General features: G+C 64.2%; 14 protein-coding genes. 7 read left to right on the top strand and 7 right to left on the bottom strand.

Annotated features, from left to right (window positions below):
* Positions 1 to 11: 11 nt before the first annotated feature.
* The 3 genes from ShzoTeo12_RS07130 to ShzoTeo12_RS07120 all read right to left on the bottom strand — a co-directional run bounded on the left by ShzoTeo12_RS07130 (position 12) and on the right by ShzoTeo12_RS07120 (position 2,064).
* Positions 12 to 215, bottom strand: coding sequence for a DUF3126 family protein (locus tag ShzoTeo12_RS07130; protein WP_119259238.1), 204 nt, complete (start codon positions 213 to 215; stop codon positions 12 to 14).
* Between the two features lie 139 nt (positions 216 to 354).
* Positions 355 to 1,188: a serine O-acetyltransferase gene (cysE, locus tag ShzoTeo12_RS07125; protein WP_119259239.1), complete on the bottom strand. Its 834-nt coding sequence runs from the start codon at positions 1,186 to 1,188 to the stop codon at positions 355 to 357.
* Positions 1,189 to 1,278: 90 nt separating this feature from the next.
* Positions 1,279 to 2,064: an alpha/beta fold hydrolase gene (locus ShzoTeo12_RS07120; protein WP_318911873.1), complete on the bottom strand. Its 786-nt coding sequence runs from the start codon at positions 2,062 to 2,064 to the stop codon at positions 1,279 to 1,281.
* A gap of 164 nt (positions 2,065 to 2,228) precedes the next feature.
* Between ShzoTeo12_RS07120 and ShzoTeo12_RS07115 the strand changes: the two genes are divergently transcribed.
* Entirely contained in the window at positions 2,229 to 2,477 is a 249-nt protein-coding gene (locus ShzoTeo12_RS07115; protein WP_119259241.1) for a zinc-finger domain-containing protein, read from the top strand.
* A 22-nt stretch (positions 2,478 to 2,499) separates the two neighbouring features.
* Positions 2,500 to 3,660, top strand: coding sequence for an FAD-dependent monooxygenase (locus tag ShzoTeo12_RS07110; RefSeq protein ID WP_318911871.1), 1,161 nt, complete (start codon positions 2,500 to 2,502; stop codon positions 3,658 to 3,660).
* Positions 3,661 to 3,988: 328 nt separating this feature from the next.
* Here ShzoTeo12_RS07110 and ShzoTeo12_RS07105 read toward each other — a convergent pair whose 3' ends face one another.
* Positions 3,989 to 4,921 (bottom strand): IS110 family transposase, encoded by a 933-nt coding sequence (locus ShzoTeo12_RS07105; protein ID WP_318911869.1) that lies wholly within the window; start codon positions 4,919 to 4,921, stop codon positions 3,989 to 3,991.
* A 222-nt stretch (positions 4,922 to 5,143) separates the two neighbouring features.
* Positions 5,144 to 6,334 (bottom strand): cystathionine beta-lyase, encoded by a 1,191-nt coding sequence (locus ShzoTeo12_RS07100; protein WP_318911867.1) that lies wholly within the window; start codon positions 6,332 to 6,334, stop codon positions 5,144 to 5,146.
* 354 nt (positions 6,335 to 6,688) lie between these two features.
* On the opposite strand from ShzoTeo12_RS07100, the gene ShzoTeo12_RS07095 reads away from it, so the two are divergent.
* The 4 genes from ShzoTeo12_RS07095 to ShzoTeo12_RS07080 all read left to right on the top strand — a co-directional run bounded on the left by ShzoTeo12_RS07095 (position 6,689) and on the right by ShzoTeo12_RS07080 (position 10,966).
* Positions 6,689 to 7,717 (top strand): amino acid ABC transporter substrate-binding protein, encoded by a 1,029-nt coding sequence (locus tag ShzoTeo12_RS07095; protein ID WP_318911866.1) that lies wholly within the window; start codon positions 6,689 to 6,691, stop codon positions 7,715 to 7,717.
* 91 nt (positions 7,718 to 7,808) lie between these two features.
* On the top strand, positions 7,809 to 9,017 hold the full coding sequence (locus ShzoTeo12_RS07090; RefSeq protein ID WP_318911864.1) for an amino acid ABC transporter permease: 1,209 nt from the start codon (positions 7,809 to 7,811) through the stop codon (positions 9,015 to 9,017).
* A 1-nt stretch (position 9,018) separates the two neighbouring features.
* Positions 9,019 to 10,173, top strand: coding sequence for an amino acid ABC transporter permease (locus ShzoTeo12_RS07085; RefSeq protein ID WP_119259246.1), 1,155 nt, complete (start codon positions 9,019 to 9,021; stop codon positions 10,171 to 10,173).
* Between the two features lie 16 nt (positions 10,174 to 10,189).
* Positions 10,190 to 10,966: an amino acid ABC transporter ATP-binding protein gene (locus ShzoTeo12_RS07080; protein ID WP_318911862.1), complete on the top strand. Its 777-nt coding sequence runs from the start codon at positions 10,190 to 10,192 to the stop codon at positions 10,964 to 10,966.
* Between the two features lie 236 nt (positions 10,967 to 11,202).
* Here the strand turns inward: ShzoTeo12_RS07080 and ShzoTeo12_RS07075 are convergent, their stop codons facing one another.
* The gene (locus ShzoTeo12_RS07075; protein WP_318911860.1) at positions 11,203 to 12,180 is read right to left on the bottom strand and encodes a GlxA family transcriptional regulator; all 978 of its coding nucleotides are present in this window, start codon (positions 12,178 to 12,180) and stop codon (positions 11,203 to 11,205) included.
* Positions 12,181 to 12,464: 284 nt separating this feature from the next.
* Here ShzoTeo12_RS07075 and ShzoTeo12_RS07070 point away from each other — a divergent pair, with 284 nt between their 5' ends.
* Complete coding sequence (locus tag ShzoTeo12_RS07070) at positions 12,465 to 12,869, top strand: BA14K family protein (protein ID WP_318911859.1); 405 nt, start codon at positions 12,465 to 12,467, stop codon at positions 12,867 to 12,869.
* 59 nt (positions 12,870 to 12,928) lie between these two features.
* Here the strand turns inward: ShzoTeo12_RS07070 and ShzoTeo12_RS07065 are convergent, their stop codons facing one another.
* Positions 12,929 to 14,566 carry a CTP synthase gene (locus ShzoTeo12_RS07065; protein WP_162911485.1) on the bottom strand — a complete coding sequence of 546 codons (1,638 nt, stop codon included), beginning with the start codon at positions 14,564 to 14,566 and terminating at the stop codon, positions 12,929 to 12,931.
* Between the last annotated feature and the right edge of the window lie 9 nt (positions 14,567 to 14,575).

Genomic DNA, 14,575 nt, shown 5'->3' with positions numbered 1-14,575 from the left:
CTTCCGATGGATCAGAGGTCGATGTCGAGGATCGCCATGGAGAAGTTGTAGGACAGTTCCCCGTCCTCGTCGTCGCGGAAGATGACGCCCAGGAATTCGTCGGCGAGGTAGACTTCGGCGGATTCATCCTTGCGCGGGCGGGCCTTCACGACGATCTCCTTGTTGAGATTGCGCTTGAAGTAGGCCTCGAGCTTCCTGATTTCTTCCGGCTTCACGATATGTCTCCGTAACGGTTGATTTGCCGCGCTTCTCGCACCTGCCCTCTGGCCTGTAAACCCACGAAAGCGACTTTTCCCGCCCTGCCGCCTTCAGGCAACACGGATGAAAACCGCGTCGCAGGGCATCCGGGTCCGGTCAGAGATCGTAGTCGAAGGCGGCGAGGAGCTGGTCCATGGCGCGTGACGGCTCGTTGCAGCCAGCCTCGCCGATGACCCTGGCCGGCACGCCCGCGACCGTCGATTTCGGCGGCACGGCCTTCAGCACCACGGAACCGGCCGCGATGCGCGAGCAACGGCCGATATGGATATTGCCGAGAATCTTCGCGCCCGCCCCGATCATCACGCCGTCGCCGATCTTCGGATGGCGGTCGCCGCCCTCCTTGCCGGTGCCGCCGAGCGTGACGTTGTGGAGGATCGAGACGTTATCGCCGATGACCGCCGTCTCGCCGACGACGAGGCCCGTCGCATGGTCGAGGAAGAAGCCCTTGCCGATGCGCGCGGCCGGGTTGATGTCCGTCTGGAAGACGCTGGAGGACCGGCTCTGCACATAGAGCGAAAGGTCGCGCCGGCCCTTCTCATGCAGCCAGTGCGCCAGGCGATGGGTCTGGATGGCGTGGAAGCCCTTGAAGTAGAGCACCGCGTCGAGGAAGCGCAGGCAGGCCGGGTCGCGGTCGTAGACGGCCTGGATGTCGACGCGCAGGATGCTGCCCCATTCCGGCCAGTCCTCGAGCATCTCGTCGAAGATCTGGTGCAGGAGGTTCGCTTGGAGGTCCGGATGGTCGAGGCGCTCGCAGACGCGGTGGATCACGCTTTCCTCGAGCGAGCGGTGGTTGAGCACCGTCGAATAGAGGAAGGCCGCCAGCAGCGGCTCGGCCTGGGCGGCCACGCGCGCTTCCTCGCGCAGGCTGTCCCAGATCGGATCCATGGCCTTGAGCTTCTCGCCGGCCCTCAGTTCGTTCGTCGCGACCATCGCCGCACTCCTTGGTGTCGTTCCGCCCGAATATAGTGCAAAGCATGCCCAAGCGGAATGGCCGCCCGCAGGTTGTCGTGAACGTCCGCCTCAGCGGCCGCCAATCTCCGCGTAGAAATCGAGGACGGCGCGCTTGAACACCTTGTCGCCGACGGCGAGCATGTGGTCGCGGCCCGGAATGTCGAGCGCGCGGGCATCCGGCATCAGCGCGGCGAGCGGCTCGGGCGCGCCGGCAATGTCGTCCTTCGTGCCGACGCCGATCAGCGCCGGCATGTCTATGCGCGCCATATCCTCAACCGTCAGGAGGTCGCGCGAGGTCATGATGCAGGCGGCGAGCGCCTGACGGTCGGATTTCGTCTGGTCGGCGAAGGCGCGGAACATGCGGCCGCGCTCATGCGTCACCACGTCGAGAGAGGGAGCCAGCAGCGCATCCGCGATGGGATCCCAGTCGCCGACGCCCTCCACCATGCCGATGCCGAGCCCGCCGAAGACGACGGAGCGCACCCGGTCCGGATGAGCGAGCGCCAGGAAGGCGGTGAGGCGCGCGCCCATGGAATAGCCGAAGACATGCGCCTCGGAAATGCCGAGATGGTCGAGGAGCGCCGCGGCATCGCCCGCCATCAGCGGGGGCGTGTAGAGCGCCGGGTCGTGCGGCTTGTCGCTCGCGCCATGGCCGCGATTGTCGATGGCGATCACCCGGTAGCCGGCATCGCCCAGCGTCTTCAGCCAGCCGGGAAACACCCAGTTGACATTCGCGCTGGAGGCAAAGCCGTGGATCAGTAGCACCGGATACCCGGACGGATCGCCCTCGTCGAAGAAGGCGAGCTCGAGGCCGTCATGGGTGAAGCGGGAAAAGGGCGGGTTGTCGAGGTTCATCGCGGTCCGTCTTTCGTTTCTGTCCACGCTCATAATGCCGATCGGCCGAAAGGAAAACGGCGGCTGCGGATTTCTCCTCCGGCGCGACGGTTTTGCATCTACACATTTAAGCCGAAGGCGACTATGGTCCGCGCCAGAAAAGACGCATTTCCACGGAGCATCACATGGCTGGGCACAGCATTCCCCATTTCCAGAACGACGGCGGCCACCGCACGATCGAGATCGGCGTGAAGGAATTCATGTGCGTCGGCGCTTCCGTGCCCTACGACCATCCGCACGTCTTCCTCGACATGGGCGACGACAACGAGAAGGTCTGCCCCTACTGCTCGACGCTCTACCGCTACAACCCGGCGCTGAAGGCCACCCAGACCGATCCGGTCGGCTGCACCTTCACCAACCAGGTGGCGGCGTGACGGCCGGAAGGCCGGCACTCCCATGTCTTCCGTCAAATCCGTAACGATCGTCGGCGCCGGCATTGCCGGCCTGACGACGGCCCTTGCGCTCGCCCGCAAGGGCATCGTCTCGCATGTTCTTGAACAGGCCCCGGCGCTTGCAGAGGTCGGCGCCGGCCTGCAGCTCTCGCCGAATGCCTCGCGCATCCTCGCCGATCTCGGCCTTCTCGATGCGCTGCGCGCCCGCTGGACCGAGCCGGACCATATTCTCCTCTCCTCCGGCCTCTCGCTTGCGCCCCTCGCCTCCGTTCCCGCCGGTACGGCGGCCGAGAGCCGCTGGGGCGCGCCCTATGGCGTCCTCCACCGCGCCTCGCTGCAAAAGGTCCTCATCGAGGCCGTTCGCGCCGAACCGCTATGCACGCTGACGATCGACGAGCATATCGCAAATGCCGAGGCTGCTCTTTCCCTCGCGCCGGCCGATGTCCTGATCGCGGCGGACGGCGTCTGGTCGCGCCTGCGGAGCGCGGTGCCGGGCGCCCTGCCCGCCCGCTACTCCGGCAATGTCGCCTGGCGCTTCCTCGTGCCCTATGAAGCCGCGCCGTCCTTTCTCGATCCGCGCACGGTCGCGGCCTTCCTCGGGCCGAATGCCCATCTCGTCGCCTATCCGCTCGCCGAAACGGACGTCTTCAACATCGTCGCGATCCATGCCCAGCCGGACGCGCCGGCCGAGGGCTGGTTGCGCAAGGGCGATGCGCGGACGCGCGGCCGCCTGCTGGATGCCTTCAAGGGCTGGCACCCGGATATCCGCGGCCTCCTACCGGATGCGCAGAATCCGCTCGTCTGGCCGCTCTTCGGCTGCCCGGACGGCGCATGGACGGATGGCGGGAAAACGGTGCTGATCGGCGATGCCGCCCACGCCATGACGCCCTTCGCGGCGCAGGGCGCGGCGATGGCGATCGAGGATGCCGCCTTGCTTGCCGAAAGGCTGGCAAGGGCCACGGACATCGGAGCGGCCCTCGACGGCTTCGAGAAGACTCGCCGTGCGCGTGTTTCGCGCGTGCGCAGCCGCGGTGCGTTCAACCGCTTCGCCTATCATGCCCGAGGCCCGGTCGCGCTCGCGCGAAATCTGGTCCTGTCGCTGCGCAAGCCGGAAAGCCTCGCGGCGGATTTCGACTGGCTTTACGGATATCGCACGCCGGAGTGAAAGAGCCCCTCATCCGCCTGCCGGCACCTTCTCCCCACAGGCGGGGAGAAGGGACTTTGTCGCACTGGTTTCCCGTTCGCCGGAACCGGTTTCCTGAAGTGCTATGATCAAGATTGGCGAGGTATCACATCCTCTCCTTCTCCCCGCTTGCGGGGAGAGCCCCTCATCCGCCTGCCGGCACCTTCTCCCCACAGGCGGGGAGAAGGGACTTTGTCGCACTGGTTTCCCGTTCGCCGGAACCGGTTTCCTGAAGTGCTATGATCAAGATTGGCGAGGTATCACATCCTCTCCTTCTCCCCGCTTGCGGGGAGAGCGACTGTCTTTGTTGTCAAGTGTTTTGCCATAGCCTTTGGTCCCTGATGATGGCGTTGAGCATGGTCAGCAGCTTCCGCATGGTTGCGACGATGGCGACGATCTTCGGCTTGCCGGCCGCCACGAGATGATCGCGGAAGGCCTTGAGCACCGCATTGTGGCGACTGGCCACGAGGGCTGCCATGAACAGCACGGACCGCACGTTGCTCCGGCCTCCGCCGATGAAGCTCCTGCCCTTCCACTTGCCCGATTGCCGCGTCCACGGTGCAAGCCCGGCCAGCGCCGCGATCTGTCGCCGGTCGAGGCTGCCCAGTTCCGGCATATGTGCCAAAAGCGTGCGCGCCACCGCCGGTCCCACGCCCGGCACCGAGGTCAACAGCCTCTCGCGCACCCGCCACAACGGTGATTTGCGGATCCGGTCGTCCATATCGGCATCAAGGCTCTCCAGCTCGCGCCGCAGCGCCGTCAGGACGCGCCGGATGCTCTTGCGGGCGGGCGGGGATGCGGCCATCCGCTCGCGGTTCTCTTCCGCCACCATCATCTGCACGATCTGGCGCCGCCGTGTCACCAGTTCGCCGAAGGCCCGCGCCGCCTCGTCCTTCAAGGGACGTATGTCGGGCTTGGCCGCTTCGACGAAGGCCGCGATCACTGCCGCGTCGATCGGATCGGTCTTGGCATGTTTGCCCAGAGCATTCGCATAGGCGCGAACCTGTGCCGGATTGACGACCACCACGGCAAGCCCCGCCGCCGAAAGCGCCGCCACCGCCACATGCTCGTAGCCGCCCGTCGCCTCCAGCGCCACCAGAGCGGGGCCGTGCGACGACAGCCGGGCTATCAGCGCCTCCACGCCGGCATGATCGTTGCCGACCCGGAAATGTTCACCCGACGGTGCGACATGCACGTCGAGCCAGTCCTTCGATACGTCGATACCGACGACAACCTTGTCCATCCGATCCCATCCTTGCCTAAGCGGGCTTCGCAATGTCGAGCGGCCCTGGCGACTGTTCGGGTTCGATGGAACGGCGGATGGAGACCCGGGCTCTCCCGCGGGCTTGGTGTCCCAAAAGTGCTGCGGGATGCCATCCGCCACCGCAATGCCAAATACACCGGCTTTCGCGGATAAAGGGAAGTTACAAAGGTGCCGGCAGGCCGGATGAGGGGCAATCCTGCCCTATACCGCCCGCGCCGCGGCCAGCCCGCGCTCGATATCCGCCTTGATATCCTTCACGTCCTCGAGGCCGATCTGCAACCGCAGCACCGGCCCCTCCTCCGGCCCCTTGGCCACCCGGCGGTCACCAAGATACACGTGCACGGCAAGGCACTCAAAGCCGCCCCAGGAATAGCCGAGGCCGAAAATGCCGAGCGCATCGAGGAAGGCATGGGCCTTGGCCTTGTAGCGTTCCGGCGAGCCGCCCTTCAGCACGATGGAGAAGATGCCGCTCGCACCCTTGAAGTCGCGCTTCCAGAGATCATGGCCCTGGAAGCTCGGTAGGGCCGGATGCAGAACGCGCGAAACGTCGTCGACGCCCTCCAGCCAGCGGGCGAGCTCCAGCGCGCTTTCCTGGTGCCGCTCCAGCCGCACGCCCATGGTGCGAAGGCCGCGCAGCACCTGGTAGGCATCGTCCGGCGAGGCGCAGGTGCCGAGCGTGATCTGGGTCTCGTGCAGCTGCTCCCAATGGGCGGCGTTGGCCGAGACGGTGCCGAACAGCACGTCCGAGTGCCCGGCCGGATATTTCGTCGCCGCATGGATGGAAACATCCACGCCGAAATCGAGCGGGCGGAAATAGAGCGGCGTCGCCCAGGTATTGTCCATCGTCACGACCGCGCCGTGCTTGTGGGCGGCGGCGGCGATGGCCGGGATATCCTGCATCTCGAAGGTGTTGGAGCCCGGCGCCTCGGTATGCACCAGCTTCGTGTTCGGCCGGATCAGCGCCTCGATGCCCGCGCCGATCATCGGATCGTAATATTCCACCGTCACGCCGAGGCGCTTCAGCATCGTGTCGCAGAAATGGCGGGTCGGGTGATAGACCGAATCGACGATGAGCGCGTGGTCGCCGGCCGAAAGATAGGCGAGGAACGGCACGGTGACGGCGGCAAGGCCCGAGGGCACGAGAATCGTTCCGGCCGACCCTTCCAGCTCGTCGATCGCCGCGCAGAGCGCATCGGTCGTCGGCGTGCCGCGGGTGCCGTAGGTGTATTTCTGCCCGCGGTTTTCCATGGTCGCGGCATTCGGGAAGAGCACGGTCGAGGCGTGGACCACCGGCGGATTGACGAAACCGTGAAACTCGGCCGGGTCGTTTCCGGCATGGGCAAGGCGGGTGTTCACGCCGGCGCCGGCGAGGATTTCGTCTCTGTTTTTCATGGGTTCGGTCCGGGAATTGCGAGAAATGTGGAGGCGCCGACTTTTCGCCAGAGGACCTCTGAGGTCAACCCCAATACGAAAGGATAAAGACGCGAAAACCCGCCCGTGAAGGCCGATTGCGTGATTTTTTGAGCGATTTACTGCACAAATCCACGCTTTTCCGCCCAAAATTCCGCCATTCGACGGCAAAATCGGAATCGTGGCCGGAAAATGGCGACCCTCCCTTGACCCTGCGTCATTTTGAGCATGAGATAAGCAACCTCGCACCGGGAGGGTAGCGAGTTCCGCAGGCGTGCCCTTTGAGGGAAGAGGGGCCGGCGGATAAAACAAGACAACAGAAAAAGGTTGTAAAAAATGGCAAAAAAAATCGTGACGGCGCTCGTCGGCGCCGCCGTACTGGGGCTTGGCGCAACGGCATCTCAGGCTGACACGCTTTCCGATGTGAAGGCCAAGGGCTTCGTCCAGTGCGGCGTGAACGGCTCGAATCTCGCCGGTTTCGGCGCGCAGGATTCGGCGGGCAACTGGTCCGGTCTCGACGTCGATCTCTGCAAGGCCGTGGCCGCCGCCGTCTTCGGCGATGCCACGAAGGTGAAGTACACGCCCCTCTCGGCCAAGGACCGCTTCCCGGCCCTGCAGTCCGGCGAAGTCGATATCCTTTCCCGCAACACCACCTGGAGCATCAGCCGCGATACGCAGCTCGGCTTCGATTTCCGCGCAGTCAACTACTATGACGGCCAGGGCTTCATGGTGAAGAAGGAACTCGGCGTGAAGTCCGCGCTGGAGCTTTCCGGCGCATCCGTCTGCGTGCAGTCCGGCACGACCACCGAACTCAACCTTGCCGACTATTTCCGTGCCAACAACATGGATTTCAAGCCGGTCGTCTTCGAAGCGCAGGATGAGGCGGACGCCGCCTACAATGCCGGCCGCTGCGATGCCTACACGACCGACGCCTCGGGTCTCTACTCGATCCGCCTGAAGATGACCAATCCGGACGACCACATGGTCCTGCCGGAAATCATCTCCAAGGAGCCGCTCGGCCCGGCCGTCCGCCAGAACGATTCCAAGTGGTTCGACATCGTGACCTGGTCGCACTACGCGATGGTGGCCGCCGAGGAATTCGGCATCACGCAGGCGAATGTCGAAGAGATGAAGAAGTCCGAAAACCCGGACATCAAGCGCTTCCTCGGTGAAGAAGCCGACAGCACCATCGGCGCCGACCTCGGCGTGCCGAAGGACTGGGCCGTGCAGATCATCAAGGCCGTCGGCAATTACGGCGAATCCTTCGAACGCAATATCGGCGAAGGCTCCCCGCTCAAGATCGCCCGCGGCCTGAACGGGCTGTGGACGAAGGGCGGCCTGCAGTACGCTCCGCCGATCCGCTAACCGGATCGACCGCATCGGGAGGGCAGAAAACTGCCCTCCCCTTTAATGAAACGCCCGGAAAACAGGGCGAAAACAACGTCAGGGGAAATGCATGGCTCTTGCGGATGCCCGAACAGGGTCCGGCGAACCGCCGAAGGTATCTCTACTCTACAATCCAGCGCTGAGAAGCGTCGTCTATCAGATCGTGACGTTCGTGATAATCGTCGCCGCCGTCTGGTATGCGTGGCACAACGTCATCCAGAACCTCGCCCGCGCCAACATGTCGGCGGGCTTTGGCTTCCTCAACAGCCGCGCCGGCTTCGACATCGCGCAGACGCTGATCGCCTATTCCAGCGATTCCACCTATTTCCGCGCGCTGCAGGTCGGCCTCATCAACACGCTCGTCATCGCCGCCGCCGGCATCGTCACCGCGACGATCGTCGGCCTTCTCGTCGGCATCGGGCGCCTGTCGCACAACTGGCTGATCGCCAGGCTCTGCACGGTCTATGTGGAAATCTTCCGCAACATCCCGCCGCTGCTGGTCATCTTCTTCTGGTATCTCGGCGTTCTCGCCCTGCTGCCGTCGATCCGCAGCATCTTCCAGCATGTGCAGGAAAACCCCGACGCCGCATTCTTCATCTCGAACCGCGGCATCTATATGCCTGCGCCGGTCTTCGGCGAAGGTTTCGGGATCGTGTTCGGCGCCTTCCTCCTTGGCATCGTCACGGCGATCGCTTTCACGATCTGGGCGAATGGGCGCCAGCGCGCCACGGGCAAGCGCCCGCCGGTGCTCTGGGTCAATCTCGGCCTGATCGTGCTCCTGCCGCTCGTCGTGCATGTGCTGATGGGCATGCCGCTCTCGCTCGACTATCCGGTCCCCGGCTCCTTCAACATGAAGGGCGGCATGGTGATCGGGCCGGAATTCCTGGCGCTCTATCTCGCGCTCTCGCTCTACACGGCCTCGTTCATCGCCGAGATCGTGCGCGCCGGCATTCGCGGCGTGTCGAAGGGCCAGTCGGAGGCGTCCTATGCGCTCGGCCTTCGTGCCGGGCAGGCAACGCGGCTCGTCGTGCTGCCGCAGGCGCTGCGGATCATCATCCCGCCGCTCACCTCGCAATATCTCAACCTCATCAAGAACTCCTCGCTCGCGGTGGCCGTCGGCTATGCCGACCTCGTCGCGGTCGGCGGCACCATCCTCAACCAGTCCGGCAAGTCGATCGAGATCATCTCGATCTGGATGCTGATCTATGTCTCGATCAGCCTCATCACCTCGCTGTTCATGAACTGGTTCAATGCCAAGATGGCCCTGGTGGAGCGCTGAGATGACCGAGACCACGACCTATGTCCGCGAGCGGTTCCTCGAAGCGGAAAAGCCGCCGGCCTCCGAGGCATCGGCCTTCGCCTGGATCCGCAACAACCTGTTCGCCTCGTGGAAGGACAGCATCCTGTCCATCCTCGCCATCACGGCGATCCTCTACTACGTGCCGAAGGCGCTCAACTGGCTTTTCGTCTCCGCGGTCTGGACCGGGGCGGACCGCACGGTCTGCCTCACCACCGACCAGGGCGGCCAGTTGCCGACCGGCTGGAGCGGCGCCTGCTGGGCCTATGTGAACGATCGCTTCGTGCAGTTCATGTTCGGCTCCTATCCTCGCGACGAGCTGTGGCGGCCGCTCCTGGTGGTCGCGCTGTTCGTGGCGCTGCTCGTGCCGTTCCTGATGCCGAAGGTGCCGCGCAAGGGACTGAACGCTCTCCTGCTGCTCATCGCCTTCCCGCTCGTTTCCTTCTTCCTGCTGCTCGGTGGCTCGTTCGGCCTGCGGCATGTGGAGACGTCGCTGTGGGGCGGACTGATGGTGACGCTCATCCTCTCCTTCGTCGGCATCGTCGTCTCGCTGCCGGCGGGCATCCTGCTGGCGCTCGGGCGGCGCTCGCGCATGCCGGTGATGAAGACGGTCAGCGTCGTCTTCATCGAGCTGATCCGCGGCGTGCCGCTGATCACCGTCCTCTTCATGGCGAGCGTGCTGCTGCCGCTCTTCCTGACGCCGGGCAACAATATCGACAAGTTCCTGCGTGCCCTCGTCGGCGTGTCGATCTTCGCGTCCGCCTATATGGCGGAGGTTATTCGCGGTGGTCTTCAAGCCATTCCGAAAGGGCAATATGAAGCGGCCGACGCTCTTGGTCTAAACTACTTCCACAAAATGACCTTCGTCGTGCTACCGCAGGCCATCAAACTCGTGATACCGGGCATCGTGAATACCTTCATCGGCATGTTCAAGGATACGTCCCTCGTCACGATCATCTCGATGTACGACCTGCTGGGCATCGTGAAGGCGAGTTTTGGGGATTCGGGCTGGATCACCCCCGTCACGCCGCTGACGGGCCTGATCTTCGCCGGCTTCGTGTTCTGGATTTTCTGCTTCGGCATGTCGCGCTACTCGGCCTTCGTGGAACGCCGGCTCGACACGAGCCACAAAAGATAACTGAGAGGAAACAACAATGGCTAACCAGGCCCAGGCGCAAAAGATGGAAGTGTCCGCAACGGACGTCGCCGTCGAGATCACCAACATGAACAAGTGGTACGGCGACTTCCACGTTCTGCGCGACATCAATCAGAAGGTCATGAAGGGCGAGCGCATCGTCATCGCCGGCCCCTCGGGGTCCGGCAAGTCGACGATGATCCGCTGCATCAACCGCCTCGAAGAGCACCAGAAGGGCCAGATCGTCGTCGACGGCATCGAACTGACCAACGACCTGAAGAAGATCGACGAGGTGCGCCGCGAGGTCGGCATGGTGTTCCAGCACTTCAACCTCTTCCCGCACCTGACGATCCTGGAAAACTGCACGCTGGCCCCGATCTGGGTGCGCAAGATGCCGAAGAAGGACGCCGAGGAAGTGGCGATGCACTACCTCAAGCGCGTCAAGATCCCGGAACAGGCGCACAAATATCCCGGCCAGCTCTCGGGCGGCCAGCAGCAGCGCGTGGCGATCGCCCGCTCGCTGTGCATGAAGCCGAAGATCATGCTGTTCGACGAGCCGACCTCGGCGCTCGACCCGGAAATGGTCAAGGAAGTGCTCGACACGATGGTGTCGCTGGCCGAGGAAGGCATGACCATGCTGTGCGTGACGCATGAAATGGGCTTTGCCCGTCAGGTCGCCAACCGCGTCATCTTCATGGACCAGGGCCAGATCGTCGAGCAGAACTCGCCGGCCGAGTTCTTCGACAACCCGCAGCACGAGCGCACCAAGCTCTTCCTCAGCCAGATCCTGCACTAGGATCGGCAGCGAGACAGAAAAGGCGGGCCTCAGGCCCGCCTTTTTGTTTGGAGTGAGTGCGCGCCGTGCGGCGTGTATCCTCGGGTTGAATCCGAGGATGACGACAGAAGAGAAGATGCGCGCGATGGAAGAGTACTGCATTGCGCACCGTTGAACGGGTGGGAAACCGTCTCCTCCCCTCGGTCATCCTCGGGCTCGCCCCGAGGATCCGCGCGTCAAACACTTCCTTACCGGCATCACCCCTTCACCCGAACCTCCGCCCGCAGCTTCAGCGGGCTCGCGCCGAAATGATTGCGGAAGGCGCGGGAAAAGGCGGAGAGGCTGTCGAAGCCGCTGCGCAGCGCCACATCCTGCATCGACAGCGGCGTGTCGCGCACGAGGCGCTGCGCGGCGGTCAGCCGTAGGCGCAGGTAATATTTCCCCGGTCCGATGCCGAGCCCGCCCGCAAACAGCGTCTCCAGCTTGCGCGTCGAGAAGCCGAGCCGGCGCGCCAGCGCCGCGATGGTCAGCGGCCGGTCGATGGTGCGCTCCATCAAGCGGATGGCGGCGGCAAGATCCGGCTGGTGTTCGGCAAGCCGGCCGAGCGAGACGAGCGGCTGGGCGTCCGTCGCCGCATGGGTCTCGTCATAGACGAAGACGCTCGCCACATCGAGCGCGACGGCCGAGCCGAAGCGCTCACGCACCAGATGCAGCATCATGTCGAAGGTCGGCGAGGCGCCGCCCGAGGTCCAGAGCGGCCCGTCGGTGACGAAGCGGTCCGCCCGCACGTTGAGGGCCGGAAAGGCGGCGGCGAAATCCTCCAGCTCCTCCCAATGCGCTGTGGCATCGCGCCCGTCCAGGAGGCCCGAACGCGCCAGCAGCCAGCAACCCGATTCGATACCCGCGACGATGCCGAACCGGCGCGTCACTTTCTTAAGCCGGCTAATGAAACTGCGGTTCGCGTGGCGATCCTGGTTGAAGCCGGCGATGACGAGCAGCGCATCGCCGCTCATGGCGTCGTCGAAGCTGCCGTCGACGCGGATTTCCACGCCGCAGGTCAGCACCACGGGCTTGCCGCCGGGCGACAGGATCGTCCAGCGGAACACCGGTTCCGGCATGACGCGATTGGCCGCGCGCATGGGATCGAGCACGGAGGCGAGCGACATGATCGACGACTCCGGCAAAAGAAGGATGGTCACGTCGAGCGGCCCCTGCCGCGGCGCTTGCCTGATCATGTGGAAATTGTCAAAAAAGCTGCGCCTTATGTCAATCGGCAAAAAGGCGTTCGGGCATGATCGGCCTTACAGGAGATCTGGAGATGCAGCCGGATTGCGGCGAAAGCCCCTGTACCCCGAACACCCTGATCCGCAAACTTACCGGAACGGGTTGGCGAGCCGAAAGGCGGACCAGCCCGTTTTTTTTGACATTTCGCGCAAAAACCATCTGCGCGTGCGGCAGAAATGGAACCGAATCCGGCCTGAGGACGTTCTGGCGCCAAACAAGCAGGAAAGGTTATCCCATGCTGAAGATGAAGTCCGGCCTTGCCGCCGGCGCCCTTTCGGTCGCCGTTGCCCTCACCTCCTTCGTGCCTGCCCAGGCGGTCACTTTTCCTCAGGTTCCCGTCCCCTCGGCCTCCGCGGTGGAACAGGTACAGTACCGCCACCAGCGCCGCTGGCATGGCCATCGCGGCTATAACCATTATCGCCCGGGCTACCGCCGCCATTCGGACGGCTGGTGGTATCCGCTGGCCGCCTTCGGCCTCGGTGCTGCCATCGGCGGCGCGGTCGCCAACCAGCCACGCGCCGGCGGAAGCGCTCATGTGAACTGGTGCGCCAATCGCTACCGCACGTACCGGGCCTATGACAACACGTTCCAGCCGAACAACGGCCCGCGCAAGCAGTGCTTCTCGCCCTATTCGCGCTGAGTGCCCTGAAATGCAAAAAGCCCGGCGGAAATGCCGGGCTTTTCGTTTGAACGCTGTTCTCAGACGAGGCGGCTCTGTTCCAGCGCCGCTTCCACGAAGCTTGCGAAGAGCGGATGCGGATCGAGCGGACGGCTCTTCAGTTCCGGATGATACTGAACGCCGATGAACCACGGATGGTCGGCATATTCGACCGTTTCCGGCAGAAGGCCGTCCGGCGACATGCCGGAGAAGACGAGGCCGCAGCTTTCCAGCTTGCCCTTATAGTCGACATTGACCTCGTAGCGATGGCGGTGACGCTCGGAAATGTCCGTCGAGCCGTAGATGTCGGCGATCTTCGTGCCGCCCTTGAGCGAGGCGCGGTAGGCACCGAGGCGCATCGTGCCGCCGAGATCGCCGGAAGCGGAGCGCTTCTCCAGGTCGTTGCCCTTCACCCATTCGGTCATCAGGCCGACGACCGGCTCGGCCGTCTTGCCGAACTCGGTGGAGGATGCCTTCTCGATGCCGGCGAGGTTGCGCGCGGCCTCGACCACGGCCATTTGCATGCCGAAGCAGATGCCGAAATAGGGCACCTTGCGCTCGCGGGCGAAGCGCGCCGCATTGATCTTGCCTTCCGAGCCGCGCTCGCCGAAACCGCCGGGAACGAGGATGCCGTGCACCTTCTCGAGGTAAGGCGCCGGGTCTTCCTTCTCGAAGACTTCCGACTCGATCCACTCGAGCTTGACCTTGACGTGATTGGCGATGCCGCCGTGATAGAGCGCCTCTATCAGCGACTTGTAGGCGTCCTTGAGGCCGGTGTACTTGCCGACGATGGCGATGGTCACCTCGCCTTCCGGCGTCTTGATGCGGTCGGAAACCTTCTGCCAGGCCTCAAGGCGGGGCTTGGGCGCCGGCTCTATGCCGAAGGCGGCCAGCACCTCGTCGTCGAGGCCTTCCTTGTGATAGGCGAGCGGCACGTCGTAGATCGACGCGACGTCGAGCGCCTGGATCACGGCGGTCGGGCGCACGTTGCAGAACAGCGAGAGCTTCTTGCGCTCGGCTTCCGGGATTTCGCGGTCGGCGCGCACCAGCAGGATGTCCGGGTGGATACCCATGGCCTGCAGCTCCTTGACGGAATGCTGCGTCGGCTTGGTCTTCAACTCGCCGGCGGCCGGGATATAGGGCATCAGCGTCAGGTGGACATAGACGGCGGTGCCGCGCGGCAGGTCGTTGCCGAGCTGGCGGATCGCCTCCATGAAGGGCATGGCCTCGATGTCGCCCACCGTGCCGCCGATCTCGCAGAGCACGAAGTCGTAGTCGTCATTGCCTTCGGTGACGAAGTTCTTGATCTCGTTGGTGACGTGCGGGATGACCTGCACGGTCGCGCCGAGATAGTCGCCGCGGCGTTCCTTGTCGATGATGTTCTTGTAGATGCGGCCGGTGGTGATGTTGTCGGTCTTGGTCGCCGAGCGGCCGGTGAAGCGCTCATAGTGGCCGAGGTCGAGGTCGGTCTCCGCGCCGTCGTCGGTGACGAACACCTCGCCGTGCTGCGTCGGGCTCATGGTGCCCGGGTCGACATTGAGATAGGGGTCCAGCTTCCTGAGGCGCACGCGGTAACCGCGGGCCTGAAGGAGAGCTCCGAGTGCAGCGGCCGCGATGCCTTTTCCGAGGGAAGAAACCACGCCGCCAGTGATGAATACATATCGCGCCATGGGAGTCACCGGATACCT

Origin of the sequence: Shinella zoogloeoides (assembly GCF_033705735.1) — a bacterium.
Lineage (GTDB): Bacteria > Pseudomonadota > Alphaproteobacteria > Rhizobiales > Rhizobiaceae > Shinella > Shinella zoogloeoides_A.
Note: the sequence above shows the minus strand (reverse complement) of the source record. Positions and strands in the feature narration are given on the sequence as shown.